Below are 21,242 nucleotides of genomic sequence, written 5' to 3' on the forward strand. Positions count from 1 at the left end.
CCAGGGCCCGCGCCGATGCTGATCCGCATCCGCCCCTTTCGCCTCACCAAGGCCGTGCCTCTGGCGATCAGTCGGGGCACCACGTCGGCCGTGACCCATCTGGAGGTTCGGCTGGACCATGAGGGCCTGGTGGGCATCGGGGAAACCGGTGGCTTCGAGACCGGTCATCGTGGTTATGAGACCGATGCCGTGGCCGCTGAGCTGAAGGCGTTGCCGCCCGATCTGGGTGGCCTGGATCCGCGGATGCCCCAGGCCTTCGAGTCGCTTCTGGCCGGCCTGTCGCCGCCGGCGCGCTGCGGCCTCGATCTGGCTCTGCTCGACTGGTGGGCCCGCTGGCTGAATCGGCCCCTCTGGCAGCTCTGGGGACTGCAGAGCGAGACGGGTCAGCTGGCCACCAGCGTGACGCTCGGTCTGGGCACGGTGGGGGCCGTTCTCTCCCGCCTGGAGCGCTGGTGGACCCAGCTGCCGGCGAGCCGCATCAAGCTCAAGCTGGGCAGTTCGGATGGCCCAGGGCATGACCGGCTGCTGCTGCATGCCGTGGCCGGCGCGCTGGAGCGCAGGCGTGAGGAGCACGGGCAGCCCCTGGAGCTGCAGGTGGATGCCAATGGCGGCTGGACCGTGGAATCCACCCTCCGTCTGATGCCGGATCTGGTGCGCTGCGGCGTCAGCCTGCTGGAACAGCCCCTGCCGCCCGATCCGGACCCGCGGCACGACAGTGCCGGCTTCGCGGCCCTGCATCCGCAGTGCCCGATGCCGCTGGTGGCCGATGAGAGCTGCTGGGATCTGGAGGATCTGCTGCGGCTGGCACCCCATGTGGACGGCATCAACATCAAGCTGCTCAAGAGCGGCGGGCTGAGCGAGGGGCTGCTGATGGCCCGCACGGCTCGCCGGCTGGGCCTCTCGGTGATGCTGGGCTGCTATTCCGACGGCGGGCTGCTCAACGGTGCGGCGGCCCAGCTGCTGCCGCTCGCCCGCTGGCCCGACCTGGACAGCCACCTCAATCTGCTGGATGACCCGTTCCGGGGCCTGCCCCTGCAGGGTGATCGCCTCAGTCCACCCCATGGCATCGGCCTGGGCATCACGATGGACAGCCGGACACGGGATGAGCCCGCCGATGCCCGCTCCTGACCCGGCGGATTTCCCGCCGCTGCGCGATCACCACCGTGTGGTGCTGCTTCAGCACGGCGGCCTGAAGGGCCTGGGGGGCAAGACCGGCCTGGCGATGCTGCGCTACCGCAGCGGGCCCATCGTGGCGGTTGTGGATCCGGAGCATGCGGGCGGGGATCTCCAGTCCCTCACCGGTGTGGCGCGGGAGGTGCCCGTCGTGGCCTCGATCGAGCAGGCCTTGGGCCGGCGCCCCGAGGTGGCGGTGATCGGCCTGGCGCCATCGGGGGGGCGCCTGAGCGGGCCGCTGCGCCGGGATGTGCTGGCGGCGCTTCGCCACGGCCTCTGTGTGGCCAACGGCCTCCACACGCGGCTGGCGGACGACGAGGAGGTGCGGGCCAGCGGGGTCCCCCTCGAGCGCATCTGGGATCTGCGCCGGGAGCCGCCCGGTCTGGCGGTGGCTGCCGCCCGGGCCGCCGGGCTGCCGCAGCGCCGCGTGCTGGCCATCGGCACGGACATGGCCGTGGGAAAGATGAGCGCCTGCTTGGAGGTGCTGGCGGCGGCCCGGCGCCGGGGTGTGGCCGCCCGTTTCGTGGGCACCGGCCAGGCCGGCATCCTGATCTCAGGCCGTGGCGTGGCTCTCGATGCCGTGCGGGTGGACTACGCCCCCGGCGCTGTGGAGGGGGCTGTGCTCGGCACCGCCGCCGACTTGGCCCCCGATGGCCTGGTGCTGGTGGAGGGCCAGGGCTCCCTCTGCCATCCGGGCTCCAGCGCCACCCTGCCGCTGCTGCGCGGCAGCCAGCCCACCGACCTGCTGATGGTGCACCGGGCCGGTCAGACGGGTGTTGACCGTGTGCCCGGCGTGGCGATTCCCCCGCTGGATGTCCTGCGGTCGACCGTGGAGGCCGTGGCGGCGATGGCCATCCCCGCGGGCTCCACGCCGCCGGGCGTCCGGGCGCTGGCTCTCAACACCTCAGGGCTCGGGGACACCGAGGCTCGTGCCGCGTGTCACCGGCACGAGGATCAGCTGGGCCTGGTCTGCGACGATCCGGTCCGCCATGGGGCGGATCGGATCCTCGAGGCGCTGCTGGAGAGCCAGGGATGACGAAAGGGCGAGCGAGGGGATTCGAACCCCCGAATAGCGGCGCCACAAGCCGCTGCCTTAACCACTTGGCGACGCCCGCCATGTCGGTGACAATCTACCCAATCGACACCGGAACCCCTGTGAGGCCGCTGTGAGCGCGTCGCGAGCCTCCCTCGGGCTCTCCATCGCCGGGGCCGCGGCCCTGGCCCTCTCCGCCACCGCTCTGGTGATGAGCAATCCGGACCCGCAGGCCTTCGAGGACTACGCCGGCGAGCGCATCGCCCGCCATCTGAGTGAGGACCTCTGCGGCCGGGGAGGGCTGCCGCTGCTGTTTCAGCTGATCGCTCAGGACTGCGAGCGCCTGGTGCAGGACCAGCGCTCGGCGCTCGGACGCCTCGCCCGCAGCCACACCCGCCGGGTCAATCTGGGTCTGTTCAGCCTCTATGCCACCGAGCTGGGTGGTCAGGCTCTGCTGCCGGGACTGCGTCTGCCGCGCTTCAGCGTCACCACCCTGGCGGTGGCGGGTCGCTTCCACACCCTTCCCCGCCTCGATCAGGACGATGACGCGTCCGATGGCCAGGCCGGCACCGGTTCGGAGTCGTCATCCGGACAGGCGCGCAACCGGTGAGCGACCCCTGCAGCGGTGAGCTCCGGGCCCGTGTTCCCCGCTGCCTCCTGGATCCACGGGCACCGGCCCCGGCCACCAGCCACGGGGACGGCTGGCAGGCCGTTCATCTGAGGTGGCGCGAGGCCCGCCTGCAGCAGGTGCAGCCGCTGCCGGAACCCTCCGACCTCAGCGCACCCCTGGTGCTGCCCACCTTCTGTGAGGCGCATGCCCACCTCGACAAGGTCTTCACCTGGAGGGAGCACCCCAACCGTGAGGGTTCGATGGACGGGGCTCTGGCGGCCAACATGCAGGAGCATGGGTTGCGAACCGCGGAGGCGGTCCACGCCCGCGCCAACGCAGCGCTGGAGCGGGCCTGGCATTACGGCGTTCGTGCGATCCGCAGCCATGTGGACAGCCTCGGCCCCGGTGCGGCGGCCAGCTGGGATGCCCTCACGACGCTGCGGCGCCAGTGGCGCGGCCGGATCGAGCTGGACCTGGTTGCCATGGTGCCCCTGGATCAGTGGTCCACGCCGGCCGGCGTGGCGCTGGCCGATCGGGTGGCCGCCGCCGGCGGGCTGCTGGGCGGCGTGGTCGGCCCTCCCTTTCCGCGCGATCCCCGTCGTGGCGGCGGCCTGAAGGCTCTGCTGGCGCTGGCCCGCAGCCGCGGGCTCGGGATGGACCTGCACATCGATGAAGGCGATGACCATCCCGGCCGTGGTCTGCTGGCTCTCGCCGCTGCGCTCGAGCGGGACCGGCGGCGGGGCCTGCCCGCCACCGGTCCGATCACCTGCAGCCACGCCTGCAGCATGGGCCTGATGAGCGATCGGGCCTGCGGGCGCCTGGCGCAGCGGCTGGAGGCCCTCGGCATCGCGGTGGTGGCCCTGCCGCTGACGAACCTCTGGCTGCTGGGTCGCCGCCCCGGCCGCACACCGGTGCGACGTCCGCTGGCTCCGATCGCCCAGCTGCAGGAGGCGGGCGTGACGGTGGCGGTGGCCAGCGACAACGTGCAGGATCCCTGGTTCCCGGGCGGCGACCTCGATCCGATCGAGTTGCTGCGCTTCTCGGTGCCGGCAGCCCAGCTCCTGCCCTGGAGCCGCCTGGGCCTGTCCTGTTTCACCACGGCACCCGCGCGCATCCTCCGGCAGGACTGGGACGGTGTGCTGCGTCAGGGGGCTCCGGCGGATCTGGTGGCGCTGGAGGCCCGCGACTGGTCGGACCTGCTGGCCCGGCCCCCGGCCCGCCGCGTGCTGCGCTGTGGCATCTGGTTGCGGTAGACCTCCCGGAGTGCCGCCGTTCTGGCCGGAGTCCATGTCCGCCCCGCTGCCGCCGCCGCCCACTGCGGCCGCGATCGAGGATCTCGCCCGCGCTCTGGAGGCAATCCCGGCGCTCACCCTGCTGCGCCGGCCCGCGGAGCTGGAGCGCCTCTCGCGCGACTGCCACGACTACTCACCGGCCCTCTCGGATCTCCTGCTGGGCTGCCGGGCCCAGCTCGTGGCGAGGCCCGGCAGCGTGGATGCGGTGCAGCGCCTGGTGGCCGCCTGCGCCGCTCATGACGTGCCGCTCACGGTGCGGGGAGCCGGCACCGGCAACTACGGCCAGTGCGTGCCGCTGCGCGGCGGCGTGGTGCTGGATTGCTCCCGCCTGGATGCGGTGCGCTCCATCGATGCCGAGACCGGTGTGGTGGAGGTGGAGGCCGGCTGCGTGATGGCCCGGCTGGAGCAGCAGCTGGCGGGCTGCGGCCGCAGCCTGCGCCTCATGCCCAGCACCTGGCGCACCGCCAGCATCGGTGGCTTCATCGCCGGGGGCTCCGGCGGCATCGGCTCGATCCGCTGGGGCTTCCTCCGGGATCCCGGTCATCTGCTGGGTCTCGAGCTGGTGACCATGGAGCCGGACGCGAGGCGGCTGAGGCTCGATGCCGCCGCCAGCCGCCCGATCAATCACGCCTACGGCACCAACGGGGTGATCACGGCCCTGCGTCTGGCTACCGCACCGGCGGAGAGGTGGCATGAGCTGGTGGTGGAAGTGGCCGATCTGGAGGCGGCTCTGGATCTCAGCCAGGCCCTGGCCGGCGCGGCGATCGAGCTGCAGGAGCTGGCGGTCTTCGAGCGCGGCGTGTGCGACCGGCTGCCCTGGCCCGCGGGCTGCCCCCCGGTGGCCGGAGCGCGGCTGGCCCTTCTGGTGGATCCGTGCGGCAGCCGTTTCCTGGAGGAGTGGCTGCCGGCCCAGGGGGGGACCGTGATCCTGCAGCGGCCGGAACAGCCGGGCTCCGCCCGCCCCCTGCGGGAGCTGTGCTGGAACCACACCACCCTGCACATGCGGGCCCACGACCCCGGCTGGACCTACCTGCAGATGCTCCTGCCGCCCGACCCCGCTCCGATGCTGCGCGAGATGCGGGCGCGCTGGCAGGGCCAGCTGCTGTGGCACCTGGAGGCGGTGCGTCAGCAGGGCGCGGCTCGGCTGGCTGGCCTGCCCCTGCTGCGCTGGAGCGGGGCGGAGGCCCTGGAGGCGCTGATGCAGGACTGCCGCAGCCACGGTGCCGTGATCTTCAACCCCCATGTGCTCACGGTGGAGGATGGCGGCCTCGGGGTGGTGGATGCCGATCAGGTGGAGGCCAAGCACCGCTTTGACCCCGCGGGCCTGCTCAACCCCGGCAAACTCCGGGGCTGGACGGGCCCGCGGCCATCGTCCTGAGGCGGATCAGCAGCCCAGGCTGGTGCGGGTGTCCACGCCGGTGGTGGGATGCTGCCCTTCCGCGTCGCGGCAGAGATCCCGCACCACGGCCAGATCCAGCAGGGCGTCGCTGAAATCGGCGTCATCCACCAGCGCGCCCTGAAAGCGGCTGCCCGATGCGATCACACCCTGCAGCAGGGCGCCGCTGAGATCGGCGCCACGGAAATCCGCCCGATCCATCAGGGCATCGGAGAGGTCGGCGTCCGCGAAGGAGGCCTCGGGAAAGGAGGCCTGGGTGAGGATCGCTCCGTGCAGATCGGCTCCGGTGAAGCGGGCGCCCCGGCCGCTCACACCGGCGAAGGAGGCGTTGTTCAGGTCCTGACCGCTGAAGTCGACGCCGCTCTGATCGGTGAGGGTGTAGTCGACCCGGTCCTGGAAGAGGGCCCGCTCCTGCAATCCGGCGCCGCCCGAGGTGTCCAGCGCCATCGCGGCGGCGGGGGTCAGGGCGACGGTGCCGCCGAGGCCCACCAGCCAGAGCACGGCACCCAGCAGCAGCGGCAGCAGTTCCAGCCGCCGGCGGCGGCGGCGCCCGGTGCGGGGGGAGACGGCGGTGGGCTCGGACATGGCGACACGGCTCGGGGTCCTCACTATCGGAGAGACGACCCGTCCCGGAGCAGGCTGCCGATCAGATAGAGGGAGCCGGCCACCACCGCAGCGGGCGGATCCGAAGCCAGGGATGCCACGCCCCGAGCAGGAGCCGGAACCTGCGCCAGAGCGGACTGCAGCGTTGCCGCGGCCTCGATCGGCACGGCGGCGCCGTCCATCGCAGCGAGCAGGTCCTGCCGCGACCAGCTGCGGTGCCCCGGCACGGGCACCAGCCAGACCCGGTCACCGGGGCGGATCAACTCGGCGACGATGCCGGGACCATCCTTGTTGGCCAGGATGCCCAGCACCCAGTTCAGGGGGCCGGGATGGAGCCGATCCAGCTCCCGGCGCAGGCTGCGGGCGGCCGGACGGTTGTGGGCGCCGTCCAGCAGCAGGGCGCGGCCCTGCCACTGCCAGGGCTGCAGGCGGCCGGGCCAGCGAGCCTCGAGAAAGGCCCGCCGCATCAGGCTCTCGCTCAGGTTCCAGCCCAGGGGAGCCAGAGCCTTCAGCATCGCCCGGGCCACGGCGGCATTCGAGCGCTGCACGGCGCCGGGCAGGCCGCAGGGCCATTCGAGAGGCTCCACCCAGTGGAGGCTGGCGCCCACGCGCCCGGCCTCCCGCTCGAGCACCTCGGCCACCTCCGGATGCTGCCGGGCGCTGAAGGCCACCGCTCCGGGGCTGAGGATGCCGGCCTTCTCGCGGGCGATGGCGGCACGGGTGGAGCCCAGATGCTCCTGATGGTCGAGATCGATCGAGCCGAAGCCCAGCACGGGGCGCTGCGGGTGGGCGGTGGTGCCATCGAGCCGGCCGCCGAGACCCACCTCCAGCACCGCCAGCTCGACGCCGCCGCGGGCGAACCAGACGAAGGCGGCAGCGATCACCGTCTCGAACGGCGTCAGCGCGTGCCGGAGCGCCGTGGGCTGGATCTCCTGCAGCAGTGCGGCCAGCGCAGCGGCCGGGATCGGGTCCCGGTTGACCTGCAGACGCTCGCACCAGCTCACCAGATGGGGCGAGATCGTGAGGCCCGTGCACACCCCGTGCTGCACCAGGGCCTCGCGCAGCAGGGCGCAGATCGATCCCTTGCCGTTGGTGCCCGCCACCTGCAGGGCTGCAAAGCGCTGCTGGGGGTCACCCAGATCGGTGAGGGCGGCGCTGAGCCGATCGAGGCCGAGCTGAACGCCGCGCCGCGCGAAGGGCTCGATCAGTGCGTCGATGGCCGCATCGGCGGACTCCATCGGGGCCTCAGCCCAGGGCGATGATCGCCCGCTCCAGGCGGCGGACCAGCTCCTGCAGCTCGCGGGGGCCGATGGTGAGAGGAGGCACGAGACGCACCACGTCGGGACCGGCCGGCACCACCAGCAGACGCTCCTCCAGAGCCCTGGCGGCGATCGCGGGGGCCTTGAGCTCGCCGGGCTGAAGCACCAGACCCTGCAGCAGCCCCCAGCCGCGGGTGCCGGCCAGGCGGGAGGGATGACGCTGCACCAGCTGGTCCAGCTGCTCCCTCAGCAGCACGCCCATGCTCTCGCAGTGGGCCACCAGATCGCGGCGCATCAGTTCCCCGGCGACCGTGAGCCCGGCGCGGCAGGCGAGGGGATTGCCGCCGAAGGTGCTGGCATGGTCACCCGGCACGAAGTGGTCGGCGTGGCGCTTCACCGCCAGTGCGCCGATCGGGATGCCGCCCCCCAGACCCTTGGCCAGGGTGAAGGCGTCGGGCTCGACCCCCAGCTTCTGGTATCCCCAGAGGGCGCCGCTGCGGCCCATGCCGATCTGCACCTCATCGAAGATGAGCAGCAGGCCGCGTTCCGTGCAGCGGCGGCGCAGGTGGGCGAAGAAAGCCGGGTCGCCGGGATGCACACCGCCCTCACCCTGAAGCGGTTCCACCAGCACGGCCACCGGCGTCCCCGCATCGGGATCGACGGCGTCGAGAACGGCGTCGAAGCCGGCGATGTCGTTGTAGGGGAAGAAGCGGAAGCCGCTCACCAGCGGCTCGAAGCCGCGGTGATACCGCGGTTGCCCCGTGGCGCTCACGGCGGCCAGGGTGCGGCCGTGAAAACTGGCCCGGGCCGTGAGGATCACGGGCCGGTCGGCCCCGAGGCGCTCGTGGCCGTGCTTGCGCGCCAGCTTGATCGCGGCCTCGTTGGCCTCCGCGCCGGAATTGGCGAAGAACACCCGGTCGAAGCAGCTGTGCTCGCAGATCCAGGCGGCGAGAGCCTCCTGCTCCGGAATCCGGTAGAGGTTCGAGACGTGCTGCACAGCCTGGAGCTGCCTGCCGAGGGCGCGCCGCAGGGCGGGAGCGCTGTGGCCCAGGGTGCAGGTGGCGATGCCGGCCACGGCATCGAGGTAGCGGCGACCCCGCTCATCCCAGAGCCACACCCCGCGACCGCGGCGGAAGGCCACCGGGAAGCGGGAGTAGGTGTCCATCAGGGGCCCCGCCGGCGCCTCGGACGTGATGGGAGCAGGGGGCGCTGCAGTGGGAGCGGTGGGACTCGAACCCACATGCCCGAAGGCGCTCGATTTTGAGTCGAGTCCGTCTACCAATTCCGGCACGCTCCCCCAGGGAGCGACTGTAGGGGTCGGTTCAGGGGTTGAAGCGGGTGATGCTGGCGCCGACACCGCGCAGTTTTCCCTCGATGTCGTCGTAACCGCGGTCCAGATGCTGCAGCCCCTGCACCTGGGTGGTGCCTTCGGCGGCCAGCCCGGCCAGGACCATGGCGGCGGAGGCGCGCAGATCGCTGCCGGTGACGGGCGCGCCGCTGAGGCGGGGCACCCCCTCGACGAAGGCGGTGCTGCCCTGGGTGCGGATCGAGGCTCCGAGCCGCTGGAGTTCAGCCACGTGCTGCATGCGGTTTTCGTAGATGGTCTCGCTCACCACGCTGGTGCCCTTGGCGGTGGCCAGCAGAGTCATGAACGGGGCCTGCAGATCGGTCGGGAAGCCAGGGAAGGGCTGGGTGCGCAGATCCACGGCATGGATCTCGTCCGCCCGGAGGGTGAGGCCGCGGCCGTCTCGCTCGATGGTGCAGCCGCAGTCCTGGAGTTTGGTGAGCACGGCGCTGAGGTGCTCCGGCACCACCGGGCTCACGTGCAGGCAGGAGCGGGTGATCGCCGCCGCCAGCAGGAAGGTGCCGGCTTCGATGCGATCGGGGATCACCTCGTAGCGGGTGCCGCCGAGCCGCTCCACGCCCTCGATCGTGATCACGGCCGTGCCCGCCCCCTGGATGCGGGCACCCATGGCGATCAGCAGATTGGCCAGGTCGGTGACCTCGGGTTCCTGGGCGGCGTTCTCCAGAACGGTGGTGCCCCGGGCGAGGACAGCCGCCATCAGCAGGGTCTCGGTGGCGCCCACACTGGGGCAATCGAGGGTGATGTGGGCACCGGTGAGACGGCGGCTCGTGCCCGGCACCGCCGCCGAGACGACACCGTGCTCGATGCTGATGGCGGCACCGAGGGCCTTCAGGCCGCGCACATGCTCAACGATGGGGCGGGCGCCGATCTTGCAGCCGCCCGGCATCGGCACCTTGGCGATCCCCAGCCGACCCAGCAGCGGGCCGATGCAGAAGAAGCTGGCGCGCAGGCCGTTGACCAGCTCGTAGGGGAGGGCGGCATGGCTCACGCCGGAGCCGTCCAGCACGAGGGTCCCGTTGCGGCGGTCCTCCACCGAAACCCCAACAGCGGAGAGCACCTCGCCCATGCCACCGATGTCGGTGAGCTGGGGCACGTTCTCCAGCGTCAGGGTCTCGTCGCAGAGCAGCGCGGTGGCCATCAGCACCAGCGCCGAATTCTTGGCGCCGCTCACCTGGATCGAGCCGGCCAGGGGTCGGCCGCCCACGATCTCAAGGTGGGGCGTGAGAACGCCCTGAGACGGGGTGGCGACCGCAGTCATATCGCGTCGTGCTCTGATGACAGCGGCATATTGACAAGACGCTTTGAGATCGTCTAGACGGCCGGCCCCGAAACTGGCTTGAGCACTGTCGGGGAGGCCGATCTGCCGCCCGGCTGACGGCCATGACCTATGGTCGTTGCCGTCACAGGAATCGCAGTCGATCCCCTGGGGCCTTGCCACGCGGATGTGGCGGAATCGGTAGACGCGCTAGTTTCAGGTACTAGTGGCAGCAATGCTGTGGGAGTTCAAGTCTCCCCATCCGCACTTCACTCGAACCACTGATCTCCCGCCTCTGTTGAGGTCTGCCAGCTCTCCACCACTCCCACGCGATGGGTGGCGTTGAATGAGGGCTGAACGCATCGCAGCGCCCTCCCGATGATCGTGCTCAAGATCAGCAATGCCTCCGAGGTGGTGGCCTCGAAGGTGGGCCGTTTCCTGGAGTTCCTCACACCCGATGCCATGGATGAGGCGGCCGTGGAGGACGAGGTGATGAAGAAGCTGATCGAGAATCTCAAGGCCGAAGGGCTGGCCGGTGAGGTGGCGTCGGTGAAGGGCCTCGATCTGCATGAGCAGGATCTGATCATGAAGGGAGCGATGAAGGTCAGACGCCACCGCAGCTTCTGACGCTCTCCACCCCCGATCCGATCAGCAGCCGCCGTAATCCGCTTGTGGTGCGGCTGCGGCGCCTGCATCAGAGCCGCCACCGGCAGGCTGAGCAGTGCCTGCTGCTCGAGGGTTCCAATCTCGTCCTTGAGGCGCTGGCGCTCGGCCTGCATCCCGAGCGCATCCTGGCCACCGAGGCATGGATCGCCTCCCACCGCTCCCTGCTGGAGCGGGCGGCTGCCGGAGCCTCCTCGGGACTGACTCTCCAGCCCGTTTCGGTTCCTGTCCTGGAGACGGTGGCCACCACCGTGAGCCCGGATGGCGTGGTGGCGGTGCTGCGGGCCGAGAGCCTGCCGGCGGAACCGGCGGCGCCGGATTTCGTTCTGGTGCTCGACCGGCTGCAGGATCCCGGCAACCTCGGCACTCTGATGCGCCTGGCCCGGGCGGCGCAGGTGCAGGCGCTCTGGCTGCTGGGAGGCGCCGATCCCTGGCAGCCGAAGGTGCTGCGCGCCTCGGCGGGCGCGGCGCTGCACCTGCCCGCCCGGCGCTTCGCTGCCACCGGAGAGCTGCAGCAGGCGCTGGCCGGATCGATCGCCGCCGGCCTGCAGATCGTCGGCACCCTGCCCCCGGGCGCTGAGCCGGCCCCGCGGCCCTACTGGGAGCTCGACTGGCGGCGCCCCACCGTGCTGCTGCTGGGCAATGAAGGCAGCGGGCTCGATCCGGCGCTGCTGGCCGCGCTGGAGCAGCGGGTCACCGTGCCCCACGATCCGTCCGTGGAATCCCTGAACGTCGCGATCGCGGCTGCCCCGCTGCTGCTGGAGCGGCAGCGCCAGAGGCTGCAGGTGACAATGACCCCTGCAATGCAGCAGTCAGGGTGAGCAGCGAGCAGGGCGGCGATCAGACCCCGGGTTTCGACTACGACCTGGTGGTGATCGGAGCGGGCTACGGCGGCTTCGATGCCGCCAAGCACGCCGCGGAGCATGGCCTGCGCACCGCGATCATCGAGGCCGGCGACATGGGCGGCACCTGCGTGAACCGCGGTTGCGTGCCCTCCAAGGCGCTGCTGGCCGCCAGTGGGCGGGTGCGGGAGCTGGCGGATGCGGACCATCTGCGCGGCTTCGGCATCCACGCCGCGCCCGTGCGCTTCGAGCGGCGCCGCATCGCCGAGCACGCCAATCAGCTGGTGGCCACGATCCGCACCAATCTGACCCGCACGCTCGAACGGGCCGGGGTCACGATCCTGCGGGGCCGCGGCCGGCTGGAGGGCTCCCAGAAGGTGGGGTTGAGGGAGCCGAACGGAGTGGACCGGGTGCTCAGCGCCCGGGATGTGGTGATCGCCACCGGCTCGGATCCCTTCGTGCCGCCCGGCATCAGCACCGATGGCCGCACGGTGTTCACCAGCGATGAAGCGGTGAATCTGGAGTGGCTCCCTCCCTGGATCGCCATCATCGGCAGCGGCTACATCGGCCTGGAGTTCGCCGATGTGTACACGGCGCTCGGCTGTGAGGTCACGATGATCGAGGCGCTGGACCGGGTGATGCCCACCTTCGATCCCGACATCGCCAAGCTCGCCGCCCGCAGCCTGATCGACGGCCGCGACATCGATGCCCGCGCCGGTGTGCTGGCCAAGACGGTGACCCCCGGTTCACCGGTGACGATCGAACTGGTCGACATGGTCAGCCGCGAGCCGGTGGAGGAGTTGCAGGTGGATGCCGTGCTGGTGGCCACCGGACGGGTTCCGGTCAGTGCCGAGCTCAATCTGGCCAGCATGAATGTGAGCACCAACCGGGGCTTCATCCCGGTGGACGACAGCCTGCGCGTTCTCGCCGATGGCGAGGTGGTGCCCCACCTCTATGCCGTGGGCGATGTGACCGGAAAGATGATGCTTGCCCACACCGCCGCCGCCCAGGGCGGCGTGGCCGTGGACACGATCCTGGGTGCCGACCGGCGCATCGACTACCGCTCCATCCCCGCCGCCACCTTCACCCATCCGGAGATCAGTTCGGTCGGCCTCAGCGAGGCCGACGCAAAGGCCCTGGCCGAGGAGGAGTCCTTCGAACTGGGCACGGTGCGCAGCTACTTCAAGGCCAACTCCAAGGCCCTGGCCGAGCTCAGCAGCGACGGGCTGATGAAGCTGCTCTTCCGGCGCGACAGTGGCGAGGTGCTCGGCGCCCACATCTTCGGCCTGCACGCGGCCGACCTGATCCAGGAGGTGGCCAACGCCGTGGCCCGGCGCCAGTCGGTGCGGGATCTCATCCATGAGGTGCACACCCACCCGACCCTGAGCGAGGTGGTGGAGGTGGCCTACCGCCAGGCGGCCGCCAAGCTCGTCTGAGCCCACCTGCCCGCTTCACCGTTCTCACCCCTGCCGCTGCCTGCCGCTCCCCGCACCGATCCCATGGAGATCCGTCGCCGCCCGCCCAACCCACCGGTCAAGGTGGCCCATCTGCAATACGCCGTTCCCCATCCCGACGCGGAGCCGCGGAACATCCTCGAGCGCATCGTCTGGGCGAAGGACAGGGAGGTGGCCTCTGCCCGGGAGAAGGTGCCGCTCGAGTCGCTGCGGCGTCAGGTGCAGGATCTGCCCCCCACCCGGGATTTCGTGGCGGCTCTGAGGGCCAGCTGCCGCAAGCCGGCGGTGATCGCCGAAATCAAGAAAGCCAGCCCGAGCAAGGGCGTGATCCGGGAGGATTTCCAGCCGCGGGCGATCGCCGAGGCCTACAGCGCCGGGGGAGCCAGCTGCCTGTCGGTGCTCACCGACCGGGCCTTCTTCCAGGGCGGTTTCGATGTGCTGGTCGACGTGCGGGACAGCACCGATCGCCCCCTGCTCTGCAAGGACTTCATCCTCAGCCCCTATCAGCTGTACCAGGCCCGCGCCGCCGGCGCCGATGCCGCCCTGCTGATCGCCGCGATCCTCAGCGATCGCGATCTGGGATACCTGCTGCGGGTGGCCCGCACCCTCGGACTCGCCGTGCTGCTGGAGGTGCACGACGATGCCGAGATGGAGCGGGCGCTGGCGCTGGGTGGTGTGGATCTGATCGGCATCAACAACCGCGATCTCACCAGCTTCCAGACCGATCTGGCCACCAGCGAACGGCTGCTCGAGCGCCACGGCGGCCGCCTGCGCGAGGCGGGAATCCTGGCGGTGAGTGAGTCCGGGCTGTTCAGCCGGGAGGATCTCGACCGCGCCGTCAGCGCCGGCGCCGATGCCGTGCTCGTGGGTGAGGCCCTGATGCGGCAGCCCGATGTGCAGCAGGCCCTGGAGATCCTGATCAGCGGCTGAGGCTCTACTCCGCTGTGTCCCTGCCTTTGTGAAGCTTGCCCCGCCACCCGGCTGGGGTCAGCCGGGCCTTCGCACCATGAAGGAAAGCCGGCCGAGGGGGTGGATCGATGGGGAGTGTCGCTGCCCTGGCGGGGCCTGCAGCCCAGACCCTGCTGGCCCAGTTCGTTCCCCACGGGCACTGCTACCTCTGGCGCCCGGACCTGGTGAGCCTGCACGTGCTCTCCGACAGCCTGATCGCCATCGCCTACTTCAGCATTCCGGTGGCGCTGGCCACCTTCCTGCGGCGCCGCAGAGACCTGCCCTTCGCCTGGGTGTTCTGGCTGTTCGGGCTGTTCATCGTCTCCTGCGGCATCACCCACGTGCTGGAGGTGTGGACGCTCTGGCATCCCGATTACTGGCTCTCCGGTGCGCTCAAGGCGCTTACGGCCCTGGTGTCGCTCTACACCGCCTTTGTGCTGTGGCGGATCATGCCCCAGGCCCTCACCATCCCCACCCCGACCGAGCTGGCGGCGCTCAATCGCCAGCTGGAGGAGGACTCGCAGCAGCTCCGCCAGACCTCCCAGAGCCTCCGGGACGAGCTGGAGTTCTCGAACAGCCTGTTCGACCAGTCCGCGATCGGACTGGCCTGCACCGGGCCGCACGGCCGCTGGCTGCGGGTCAATGCCCGTCTCTGCGACATGCTCGGACTGGATCGCGGCGACCTGGGCTCCCTCTCCTGGGGCGCTCTGGCCGCTCCCGATGCCGGGCCGGAGGTGCTCGACCGCCTGCGCGGGTTGGACAGCGGTTCGTTCGAGGATTCGGAGCTGGAACAGCGCCTGCTCACGCGTGACCGCGGCGCGATCGATGCGGTGCTCTCGGTGCGCGGCGTGCGTCAGAGCTCCGGTGAGCTCAAGTACTGCCTGGCGGCCGTGCAGGATGTGAGCGAGAAGCGGGCGGCCCTGCGCGAACTGGAGGAGCAGCGCAGCATGTATTCGGCCGTTCTGGCCAGCATCTCCGATGCGGTCTTCGTGGCGGACCGGCAGGGCGACTTCACCTATGTCTGCCCCAATGTGTCCACGATCTTCGGCTATTCGCCTGCGGCGGTGGCCCAGTTCAGCAGCGTGAGCTCACTGCTGGGTGAGGATCTGTTCGAGGAGAAGCAGCTGGAGGAGATGGGAGAACTCAGCAACATCGGCTGCAGCGTTCTCGATGAGCAGGGCGGCAGCCATGAGCTGCTGGTGACGGTGAAGGCGGTGGCGATCGGCGCCGGTTCGCGCCTCTACACCTGCCGCGACATCACGGAGATCAAGGCGGCCGAACAGCGGCTGCTGCAGGCCAAGCAGCGGCTGGAGGAGAGCAACGAGGAGCTGCAGGAGTTCGCTTATGTGGCCTCCCACGATCTGCAGGAACCGCTGCGCAAGATCCTCGCCTTCGGCGAGCGGCTTCAGAGCGCCTGCGCCGACCGGTTCGAGGATCGCGAGGCGGATTATCTCAAACGCATGATGAGTGCGGCCCTGCGCTCGCGCGAACTGATCAATGATCTGCTCACCTTCTCCCGCGTGCAGACCAAGGCCCGGCCGCTCGAGCCCACCGATCTGGCCGCGGTGGTCGATGGTGTGCTCTCGGACCTCGAGATCGCCATCGAGAGCAGCGGTGCCGAGGTGGATGTGGGCCCCTTACCGCACCTGGATGCCGATGCCAATCAGATGCGGCAGCTGTTTCAGAACCTGCTCAGCAATGCGATCAAGTTTCGGCGTGCCGATGTGGCGCCACACATCCAGATCAGCTCCCGCAGCCTCAGCGGACCGGGCCCGCAGCGCTGCGAGATCAGCGTGAGTGATAACGGCATCGGATTTGAAGCCCGCTACGCCGAGGCGATCTTCATGCCGTTCAAGCGTCTGCACGGTCGCCAGGCCTATGAAGGCAGTGGAATCGGTCTGGCGATCTGCCGTAAAATTGCCAGACGCCATTCCGGCACCCTTGTGGCGCAGAGCAGTCCCGATCAGGGGTCCACGTTCACGCTTCAGATGCCCGTTCATGCGGCAACGCCCATCAGCTCTTGAGATCACCCTTGGACCCCGTGCTCATTCTGCTGGCGGACGACGATGAGGACGACCGGCTGCTCATCTGGGACGCCCTGGCCCAGAACCGCGTCCCCAACAAGCTCAAGTGCGTCGGAGATGGAGAGGAGCTTCTCGCCTATCTGCGACACAAGGGGGCGTATCAGGATGCGGAGACCTCGCCCCGGCCGGATCTGATTCTGCTGGATCTGAACATGCCTCGCATGGATGGGCGTGACGCGCTGCGCTGCATCAAGGCGGATCCGGATCTGCGGCGCATCCCGGTGGTGGTGCTCACCACCTCACAGGCGGAGGAGGACATCCTCAAGACCTACGACCTGGGTGTGAGCTCCTTCATCACCAAGCCGATCGGTTTCGACCGCCTGGTGAGCATGATGGCCGACCTCGGCAACTACTGGTTCAACCTTGTGTCGCTGCCGCCGCAACGCTGAGGGATCACCCCTCTCGTGACGATGGCTGTCCGGCCGAGGACGGCGGGTCGGCGCGCTGGCTACGTTGACAACACTGCTGTGGTGGTGCCGTGGAGAGCGTTGGACCGGCGGCCTCAACCGACCATGGCCCGCTCCGCATCCTGCTGGTGGATGATGACGAAGACGATTTCATCATCACCCGCGACCTGCTCAGTGACAGCCGCCGGCTCGACGCGGAGCTGATCTGGGCCGCCTCAGGGGCCGAGGCCCGCGGACTGCTCTCCGGCACCCCCATCGATCTGGTGCTGCTGGATGTGAACCTCGGCGGGGTCTCCGGCCTGGATCTGCTGGTGGAGATCCAGCGCGACGGCTGCACCTGCCCGCTGATCATGCTCACCGGCGCCGGTGATGATCAGGTGGATCAGCGCTGCATGGATCTCGGCGCCGCCGACTATCTGGAGAAGGGGCCCCAGCTCACGGTCACCCTGCTCGAGCGCTCCATCCTTCATGCGCTGGACCGGCAGCGTGACCGCCAGAACATCGCCCTGATGACCACGGCGCTGGAGGGGTTGTCCGACGGCATCTTCATCACCGACAACGACACCCGTCTGCTGTTCGCCAACCGCGCCGTGCGGGACCTCTGCGGTGGCAACAGTGGCGACGCCACCTGCTGGACGGTGCCCACCGATGCCGCCGACCATCTCACCCACCTGATGGAGCTCGCCGGCAACCATGGCGACAACGGTGCGGAGGAGAGCGGAGAAATCGATTTCCTGCTCAAGCATCCCCAGGACCGGAATCTGCGCACCTTCTCGCTCTCCGACTATCAGGTGACGCTCGATCAGGCGCAGCGCCACCGGCTGCGGCTGGGCATCGTCCGGGATGTGAGCGAGGTGCGCGCGGCCCAGGCGGAACTCGATCGCTTCTTCAAGCTCTCAGGCGACTGTCTCTTCGTGGCGGATGCCTCCGCCACCATCCTCCGTGTCAATCCGGCCTGGCGCCGCACGCTCGGCTTCCAGAGTCACGATCTGGTGGGGCGGACCTTCTGGTCGCTGTTTCACGATCCCCAGCACCCGCTGCTCTGCAAAGCCCGGGAACGGCTGGAGAATCATCACTCCGTCGAGCAGATGGAGCGACCATGCCAGGGCTCCTTCGGCCATCGCATCTGGATGTCGTGGAATCTGGTGCCCGTTCCCGAGCAGGGGCTTCTCTACGGCAGCGGTCGCGACATGTCCGAACGCAAGTCGTCCGAGGACGCGCTGCTGTTCACCAGCCTGCACGACAGCCTGACCGGTCTGGAGAACCGGGTCTGCAGCCTGAAGCGTCTGCAGACCTGTCTGCAATGGCAGCAGCGCTATCCGAACCGTTTCTTCGTGTTGCTGTTCATTGATCTCGACAACTTCAAGAACGTCAATGACCGTCTCGGCCACGCCGCCGGTGATCAGCTGCTGAGCGAAGTGGCCCGCCGCCTCAAGCAGGGTGTGCGCGCCACCGATCATGTGGCCCGTCTCGGTGGAGATGAGTTCCTCGTGCTGCTGGAGGATCTGGACAACCAGGCCGATGCCCTGACCATGATCGAGCGCCTGGTCCGGGCGCTCTCCTCCCGGGTGACACTCGGCAGCGAAACGGTGGCCGGCTCGGCGAGTGTGGGTGTGGTGTTCTCCAGCCGCACGTACCGCACCGCGGAAAGCATGATCCGCGATGCCGACATCGCCATGTACGAGGCCAAGCGCGGCGGCAAGCACGGCTACCGGGTCTTCGATGCCTCCATGTCGGCCCAGTCGAGTCGTCTGCTCACGCTGGAGGCCGGTCTGGAGGAGGTCATCTCCCGGCGTGAGTTGATCCTGGCCTACCAGCCGATTGTGAACCTGGCTGACGACTGCCGTCTGATCGGATTCGAGGCCCTGCTGCGCTGGCAGCATCCGCAGCTGGGAACCATCAGTCCGCATGAACTCGTTCCGATCGCCGAGCACAATGGCCTGATCGGCCCCATCGGCCTGTGGGTTCTCGAATCGGCCTGCCGCGATCTGCTGCGCTGGCAGGGGCTGCATCCGGGAGGGCACGCCTTCACGCTGAACGTGAATCTGTCGGCCAAGCAACTGTTCGATCCGGAACTGCTGCAGTCGATCCGGGATGTGCTGGATGTCACCGGCTTCCCGCCCCGGCTCCTGCACCTTGAGGTGACCGAAACCAGCCTGATCACGAACGTGGCGCTGGCCACCCATGTGTTGCGCAACATCCAGGACCTGGGCATCCACCTCAGCCTCGATGACTTCGGAACCGGCTATTCGTCGCTGCAGTACCTGCAGCAGTTCCCGATCAGTTCGCTCAAGATCGACAAGTCATTTGTGCGGGGCATCGAGAGCAACGAACGGGATCTGCGCATCGCCTGCGCCGTCATCTCCCTGGCCCGGAGCCTCGAGCTCGACGTGGTGGCGGAAGGTATCGAGACCCGCGTTCAGATGCATCGCCTCCAGACGCTGGGCTGCGGTCTCGGTCAGGGCTATCTGTTCGCCAGGCCCCTCTCCGCCGAGGAGACGGAGGCGTACATCCGCTCTCAGGCCACCCAGCTGGAGAAAGCTCTGGCCTGAGGGGAGCGTGGAAGTGGGCTCATCCGTCGGATGCGGCAGCATCAGGGTCGAGATCCAGATCGAGCGAGGCGAGCACTCGGGCCTTGTTCGATAGGTCCCCGATGATGTGAATCGTCGGCGGTGGCAGGATTCGTGCCAGCGTCGGCGTCATCACGATGGCATCTTCGATCAGAGCCTCCGGGTGCTCGAAGGCGTCCAGCACCTCCAGTTCAAAGTCGGATCCCAGACTCTCCTCCAGCAGGCTCCGCAATTGCCCAACCAGGGCCTCGGCTGTCGGGGTTATCCCAGTCACATAGAGGCGCAGCTTGGCTTTCATGACGGGGGCAGCACCGTGGTGGCCTGATCAACGATGGCCCGGGTGATGCTGATGATCTGGTCGCGTTCCAGAGGCTTCATGACCAGATCGAAGCTGATCTGCTCCGACCGGGCTGCAGCCAGATCCTGGAAGAATTCCTTGTGAAAGGCCGTGACGATGTACACCCGACCGGAATAACCCTGCCTGCGGAGCTGCCGCAGCGTTTCCACGCCGTTCATTCCCGGCATCCGAAGATCGAGATAAATCAGACAGGGCTGCCTGGATCGGGCGGCGGCCAGCCCCTCCTCGCCGGATGCCGCGAGCACCACCTCCAGATCGGCTTCGTCAGAGAGACTCAGGGCAAACGCTTTGCGGACGGAGGCGTCGTCATCAATCACCAGAACGGTTTTGGTCATCTCTGGTCCGGCTGGATGACGGTCTCGTGCCAAAACAACACTAGCCCGCCGGTTGCCGAGCAGCAGCCTGATGGGATGCCCCGGCGCTGGGAAGCCGCACGGTCATGGTGGTGCCGTGGCCTTCGCGGCTGAAGCAGTCGATCGTGCCTTTGTGCTCCTGAATGATCGACCAAGAGGTGGAGAGGCCCAGTCCCGTACCCTTTCCCTCCGGCTTTGTGGTGTAGAAGGGGTCAAAGATGTGTGTTCTCTGATCCGCGGGAATGCCTGGCCCCGTGTCTTCGATCTCCAGAACGGCATGATCCCTGTCGCGAGAGAGTCCGATCCGCACCCGTCTGGTCTCGCACCCAGTCACGGCATCGAAGGCGTTGGTGAGAAGATTGATGAGAACCTGCTGAATGGCGTTCGGATCCGCTCGGATTCCGATCGTCTCCCGCCCGGCGTCGACCTCGATCGCAATGTTCTCCTTCCGCCCTCGGTACTGCAGCAATCTCAGCACCTGATCCACCAGTGTGTTGAGGCTGACGTCGTAAGCCACGTTTTCGCTGCTGGCATGGTGGCGTGAGAACGAGAGCAGATCTTTCACGATGGCCGCGCAGCGTCTGGCTTCGTGTTCGATGTCTTTCAGAACCTCGTGACGGCTGTCAGTGGCATCGGTCTTCTTCAGGCAGTACTGGGCGAAATTGATGATGCCCATCAATGGATTGTTCAGCTCGTGGGCCAGGCCCGCGGTGAGATGGCCCAGCGACGTGAACTTCTCCAGCCTGAGCCGCTCGTCGCCAATGGTCTTGCTGTCTGTGATGTCTCGTGCTAGTTCCAACCGAACCATCTTGCCATTGGACCAGCGGATCGCCTTGTCGGCGATGCCGTACCAGTGCTTGTTCTGCTCGTTCCTGAACTCCCACCGGTAGGTCTGGCCCAGATTCTCGTTGAAGATGTACTTGTTCGTACAGAATGGGCAGGGCGAGTCCCGATTCTGCAGAACTTCATGACATTTTCTGCCCACTACATCATCGCCCCAGGCCGCCTTGAAGGCGGCATTCACATAGAGCAGGTCGTAGCTGTCGGGATCGGAGACATAGATCACATCATCCATGCCGTCGAACAGTGCTTCCAGTTGGGCGTGGTCCGAGCCGGCAGCAGCGGGGGCCGAGTCGGCAAAATCGGCTTCATCGCTGATCAGGGCCAGCAGCGCTTTGGGATGCTGCTGTGCGTCGTTCTCCAGGACGGCGATGGTCACCGCAGCGGGTCGAACCCCGCCATCGGCTCTGATGAAGCGTTTGTGGATGGTGATGCCTCTGATGTGCCCACGAGCCATTCGATCGATCTGCTGACGATCCCTCTCCCGATCATCCGGATGTGTCACATCCTCCCAGGACATGCCGATCGGTGGGTTCTGCTCCACACCGAGCCAGGCCTGCAAAGACCTGTTCATCTCAATCCAGGCCCCCTTCGCGGATAGCACAGCTGTGGCCACCGCTGCTGAAGCAAGGCCGGCGCCTGCTGCAGCTGCCTCACTGTTCGCCTTGATATCCATTGTTACTTCCACTCTTCATGAACCGTACAAACGACAGATTGGCCTGCCCGATGGTGAGCA

At 68.5% G+C, this 21,242-nt stretch carries 19 protein-coding genes and 3 tRNA genes; 13 read left to right on the forward strand and 9 right to left on the reverse strand.

Translation table 11 applies throughout. The annotated features are described in order from the left end of the window. Nucleotides 1–15 precede the first annotated feature (15 nt). Nucleotides 16–1,128, forward strand: a complete 1,113-nt coding sequence (locus EVJ50_RS00085; protein WP_150881814.1) for a dipeptide epimerase — start codon at nucleotides 16–18, stop codon at nucleotides 1,126–1,128. Then, entirely contained in the window at nucleotides 1,115–2,209 is a 1,095-nt protein-coding gene (locus EVJ50_RS00090; RefSeq protein WP_150881815.1) for a DUF1611 domain-containing protein, read from the forward strand. Before EVJ50_RS00085 ends, EVJ50_RS00090 begins: the two co-directional genes overlap by 14 nt. A 6-nt stretch (nucleotides 2,210–2,215) precedes the next feature. Here EVJ50_RS00090 and EVJ50_RS00095 read toward each other — a convergent pair. Further along, nucleotides 2,216–2,288, reverse strand: a tRNA-His gene (locus EVJ50_RS00095). A 51-nt stretch (nucleotides 2,289–2,339) separates the two neighbouring features. Here EVJ50_RS00095 and EVJ50_RS00100 point away from each other — a divergent pair. From EVJ50_RS00100 to EVJ50_RS00110, 3 genes are read left to right on the forward strand one after another with little or no spacing between them, the layout of a single operon-like run. Next, a complete protein-coding gene (locus EVJ50_RS00100; RefSeq protein ID WP_225322979.1) occupies nucleotides 2,340–2,816 on the forward strand; it encodes a DUF4359 domain-containing protein in 477 nt (158 codons plus the stop codon). Further along, nucleotides 2,813–4,069, forward strand: a complete 1,257-nt coding sequence (locus EVJ50_RS00105; RefSeq protein WP_150881816.1) for an amidohydrolase family protein — start codon at nucleotides 2,813–2,815, stop codon at nucleotides 4,067–4,069. Before EVJ50_RS00100 ends, EVJ50_RS00105 begins: the two co-directional genes overlap by 4 nt. 34 nt (nucleotides 4,070–4,103) lie before the next feature. Continuing rightward, nucleotides 4,104–5,486 carry an FAD-binding oxidoreductase gene (locus EVJ50_RS00110; RefSeq protein ID WP_150881817.1) on the forward strand — a complete coding sequence of 461 codons (1,383 nt, stop codon included), beginning with the start codon at nucleotides 4,104–4,106 and terminating at the stop codon, nucleotides 5,484–5,486. Nucleotides 5,487–5,492: 6 nt separating this feature from the next. Here EVJ50_RS00110 and EVJ50_RS00115 read toward each other — a convergent pair whose 3' ends face one another. The 5 genes from EVJ50_RS00115 to murA form a co-directional block, all read right to left on the reverse strand. Next, nucleotides 5,493–5,951: a pentapeptide repeat-containing protein gene (locus EVJ50_RS00115; protein WP_191964905.1), complete on the reverse strand. Its 459-nt coding sequence runs from the start codon at nucleotides 5,949–5,951 to the stop codon at nucleotides 5,493–5,495. Between the two features lie 161 nt (nucleotides 5,952–6,112). After that, the gene (locus tag EVJ50_RS00120) at nucleotides 6,113–7,345 is read right to left on the reverse strand and encodes a folylpolyglutamate synthase/dihydrofolate synthase family protein (protein WP_150881819.1); all 1,233 of its coding nucleotides are present in this window, start codon (nucleotides 7,343–7,345) and stop codon (nucleotides 6,113–6,115) included. 7 nt (nucleotides 7,346–7,352) lie between these two features. Then, nucleotides 7,353–8,531, reverse strand: a complete 1,179-nt coding sequence (locus EVJ50_RS00125) for an aspartate aminotransferase family protein (protein ID WP_150881820.1) — start codon at nucleotides 8,529–8,531, stop codon at nucleotides 7,353–7,355. 50 nt (nucleotides 8,532–8,581) lie between these two features. Then, nucleotides 8,582–8,663 (reverse strand) — tRNA-Leu (locus EVJ50_RS00130). 25 nt (nucleotides 8,664–8,688) lie between these two features. Beyond that, nucleotides 8,689–9,990, reverse strand: coding sequence for a UDP-N-acetylglucosamine 1-carboxyvinyltransferase (gene murA / locus EVJ50_RS00135; protein WP_150881821.1), 1,302 nt, complete (start codon nucleotides 9,988–9,990; stop codon nucleotides 8,689–8,691). Nucleotides 9,991–10,170: 180 nt separating this feature from the next. Between murA and EVJ50_RS00140 the strand changes: the two genes are divergently transcribed. From EVJ50_RS00140 to EVJ50_RS00175, 8 genes are all read left to right on the forward strand, one after another. Next, nucleotides 10,171–10,254, forward strand: a tRNA-Leu gene (locus EVJ50_RS00140). Nucleotides 10,255–10,365: 111 nt separating this feature from the next. Next, nucleotides 10,366–10,614, forward strand: coding sequence for a hypothetical protein (locus tag EVJ50_RS00145; RefSeq protein WP_150881822.1), 249 nt, complete (start codon nucleotides 10,366–10,368; stop codon nucleotides 10,612–10,614). A gap of 44 nt (nucleotides 10,615–10,658) precedes the next feature. Beyond that, nucleotides 10,659–11,471 (forward strand): RNA methyltransferase, encoded by an 813-nt coding sequence (locus EVJ50_RS00150; RefSeq protein WP_225322983.1) that lies wholly within the window; start codon nucleotides 10,659–10,661, stop codon nucleotides 11,469–11,471. After that, entirely contained in the window at nucleotides 11,468–12,928 is a 1,461-nt protein-coding gene (locus EVJ50_RS00155) for a dihydrolipoyl dehydrogenase (protein WP_150881824.1), read from the forward strand. Before EVJ50_RS00150 ends, EVJ50_RS00155 begins: the two co-directional genes overlap by 4 nt. Before the next feature lie 63 nt (nucleotides 12,929–12,991). Further along, complete coding sequence (trpC, locus tag EVJ50_RS00160; RefSeq protein ID WP_150881825.1) at nucleotides 12,992–13,876, forward strand: indole-3-glycerol phosphate synthase TrpC; 885 nt, start codon at nucleotides 12,992–12,994, stop codon at nucleotides 13,874–13,876. Between the two features lie 107 nt (nucleotides 13,877–13,983). Further along, nucleotides 13,984–15,918: an ATP-binding protein gene (locus tag EVJ50_RS00165; RefSeq protein WP_150881826.1), complete on the forward strand. Its 1,935-nt coding sequence runs from the start codon at nucleotides 13,984–13,986 to the stop codon at nucleotides 15,916–15,918. 17 nt (nucleotides 15,919–15,935) lie between these two features. Next, a complete protein-coding gene (locus EVJ50_RS00170; protein WP_225322984.1) occupies nucleotides 15,936–16,367 on the forward strand; it encodes a response regulator in 432 nt (143 codons plus the stop codon). 89 nt (nucleotides 16,368–16,456) lie between these two features. Next, nucleotides 16,457–18,937, forward strand: coding sequence for an EAL domain-containing protein (locus tag EVJ50_RS00175; protein WP_150881828.1), 2,481 nt, complete (start codon nucleotides 16,457–16,459; stop codon nucleotides 18,935–18,937). 19 nt (nucleotides 18,938–18,956) lie between these two features. On the opposite strand, the gene EVJ50_RS00180 is transcribed toward EVJ50_RS00175, so the two are convergent. Genes EVJ50_RS00180 through EVJ50_RS00190 form a run of 3 tightly spaced genes read right to left on the reverse strand, consistent with a single transcriptional unit; the run spans nucleotide 18,957 to nucleotide 21,182 of the window. Next, the gene (locus EVJ50_RS00180) at nucleotides 18,957–19,253 is read right to left on the reverse strand and encodes a circadian clock KaiB family protein (protein WP_150881829.1); all 297 of its coding nucleotides are present in this window, start codon (nucleotides 19,251–19,253) and stop codon (nucleotides 18,957–18,959) included. Further along, on the reverse strand, nucleotides 19,250–19,648 hold the full coding sequence (locus tag EVJ50_RS00185; protein ID WP_150881830.1) for a response regulator transcription factor: 399 nt from the start codon (nucleotides 19,646–19,648) through the stop codon (nucleotides 19,250–19,252). Before EVJ50_RS00185 ends, EVJ50_RS00180 begins: the two co-directional genes overlap by 4 nt. 40 nt (nucleotides 19,649–19,688) lie before the next feature. Then, entirely contained in the window at nucleotides 19,689–21,182 is a 1,494-nt protein-coding gene (locus EVJ50_RS00190; protein WP_150881831.1) for a PAS domain-containing sensor histidine kinase, read from the reverse strand. Nucleotides 21,183–21,242: the final 60 nt, after the last annotated feature.

Source organism: Synechococcus sp. RSCCF101 (assembly GCF_008807075.1).
GTDB lineage: Bacteria > Cyanobacteriota > Cyanobacteriia > PCC-6307 > Cyanobiaceae > RSCCF101.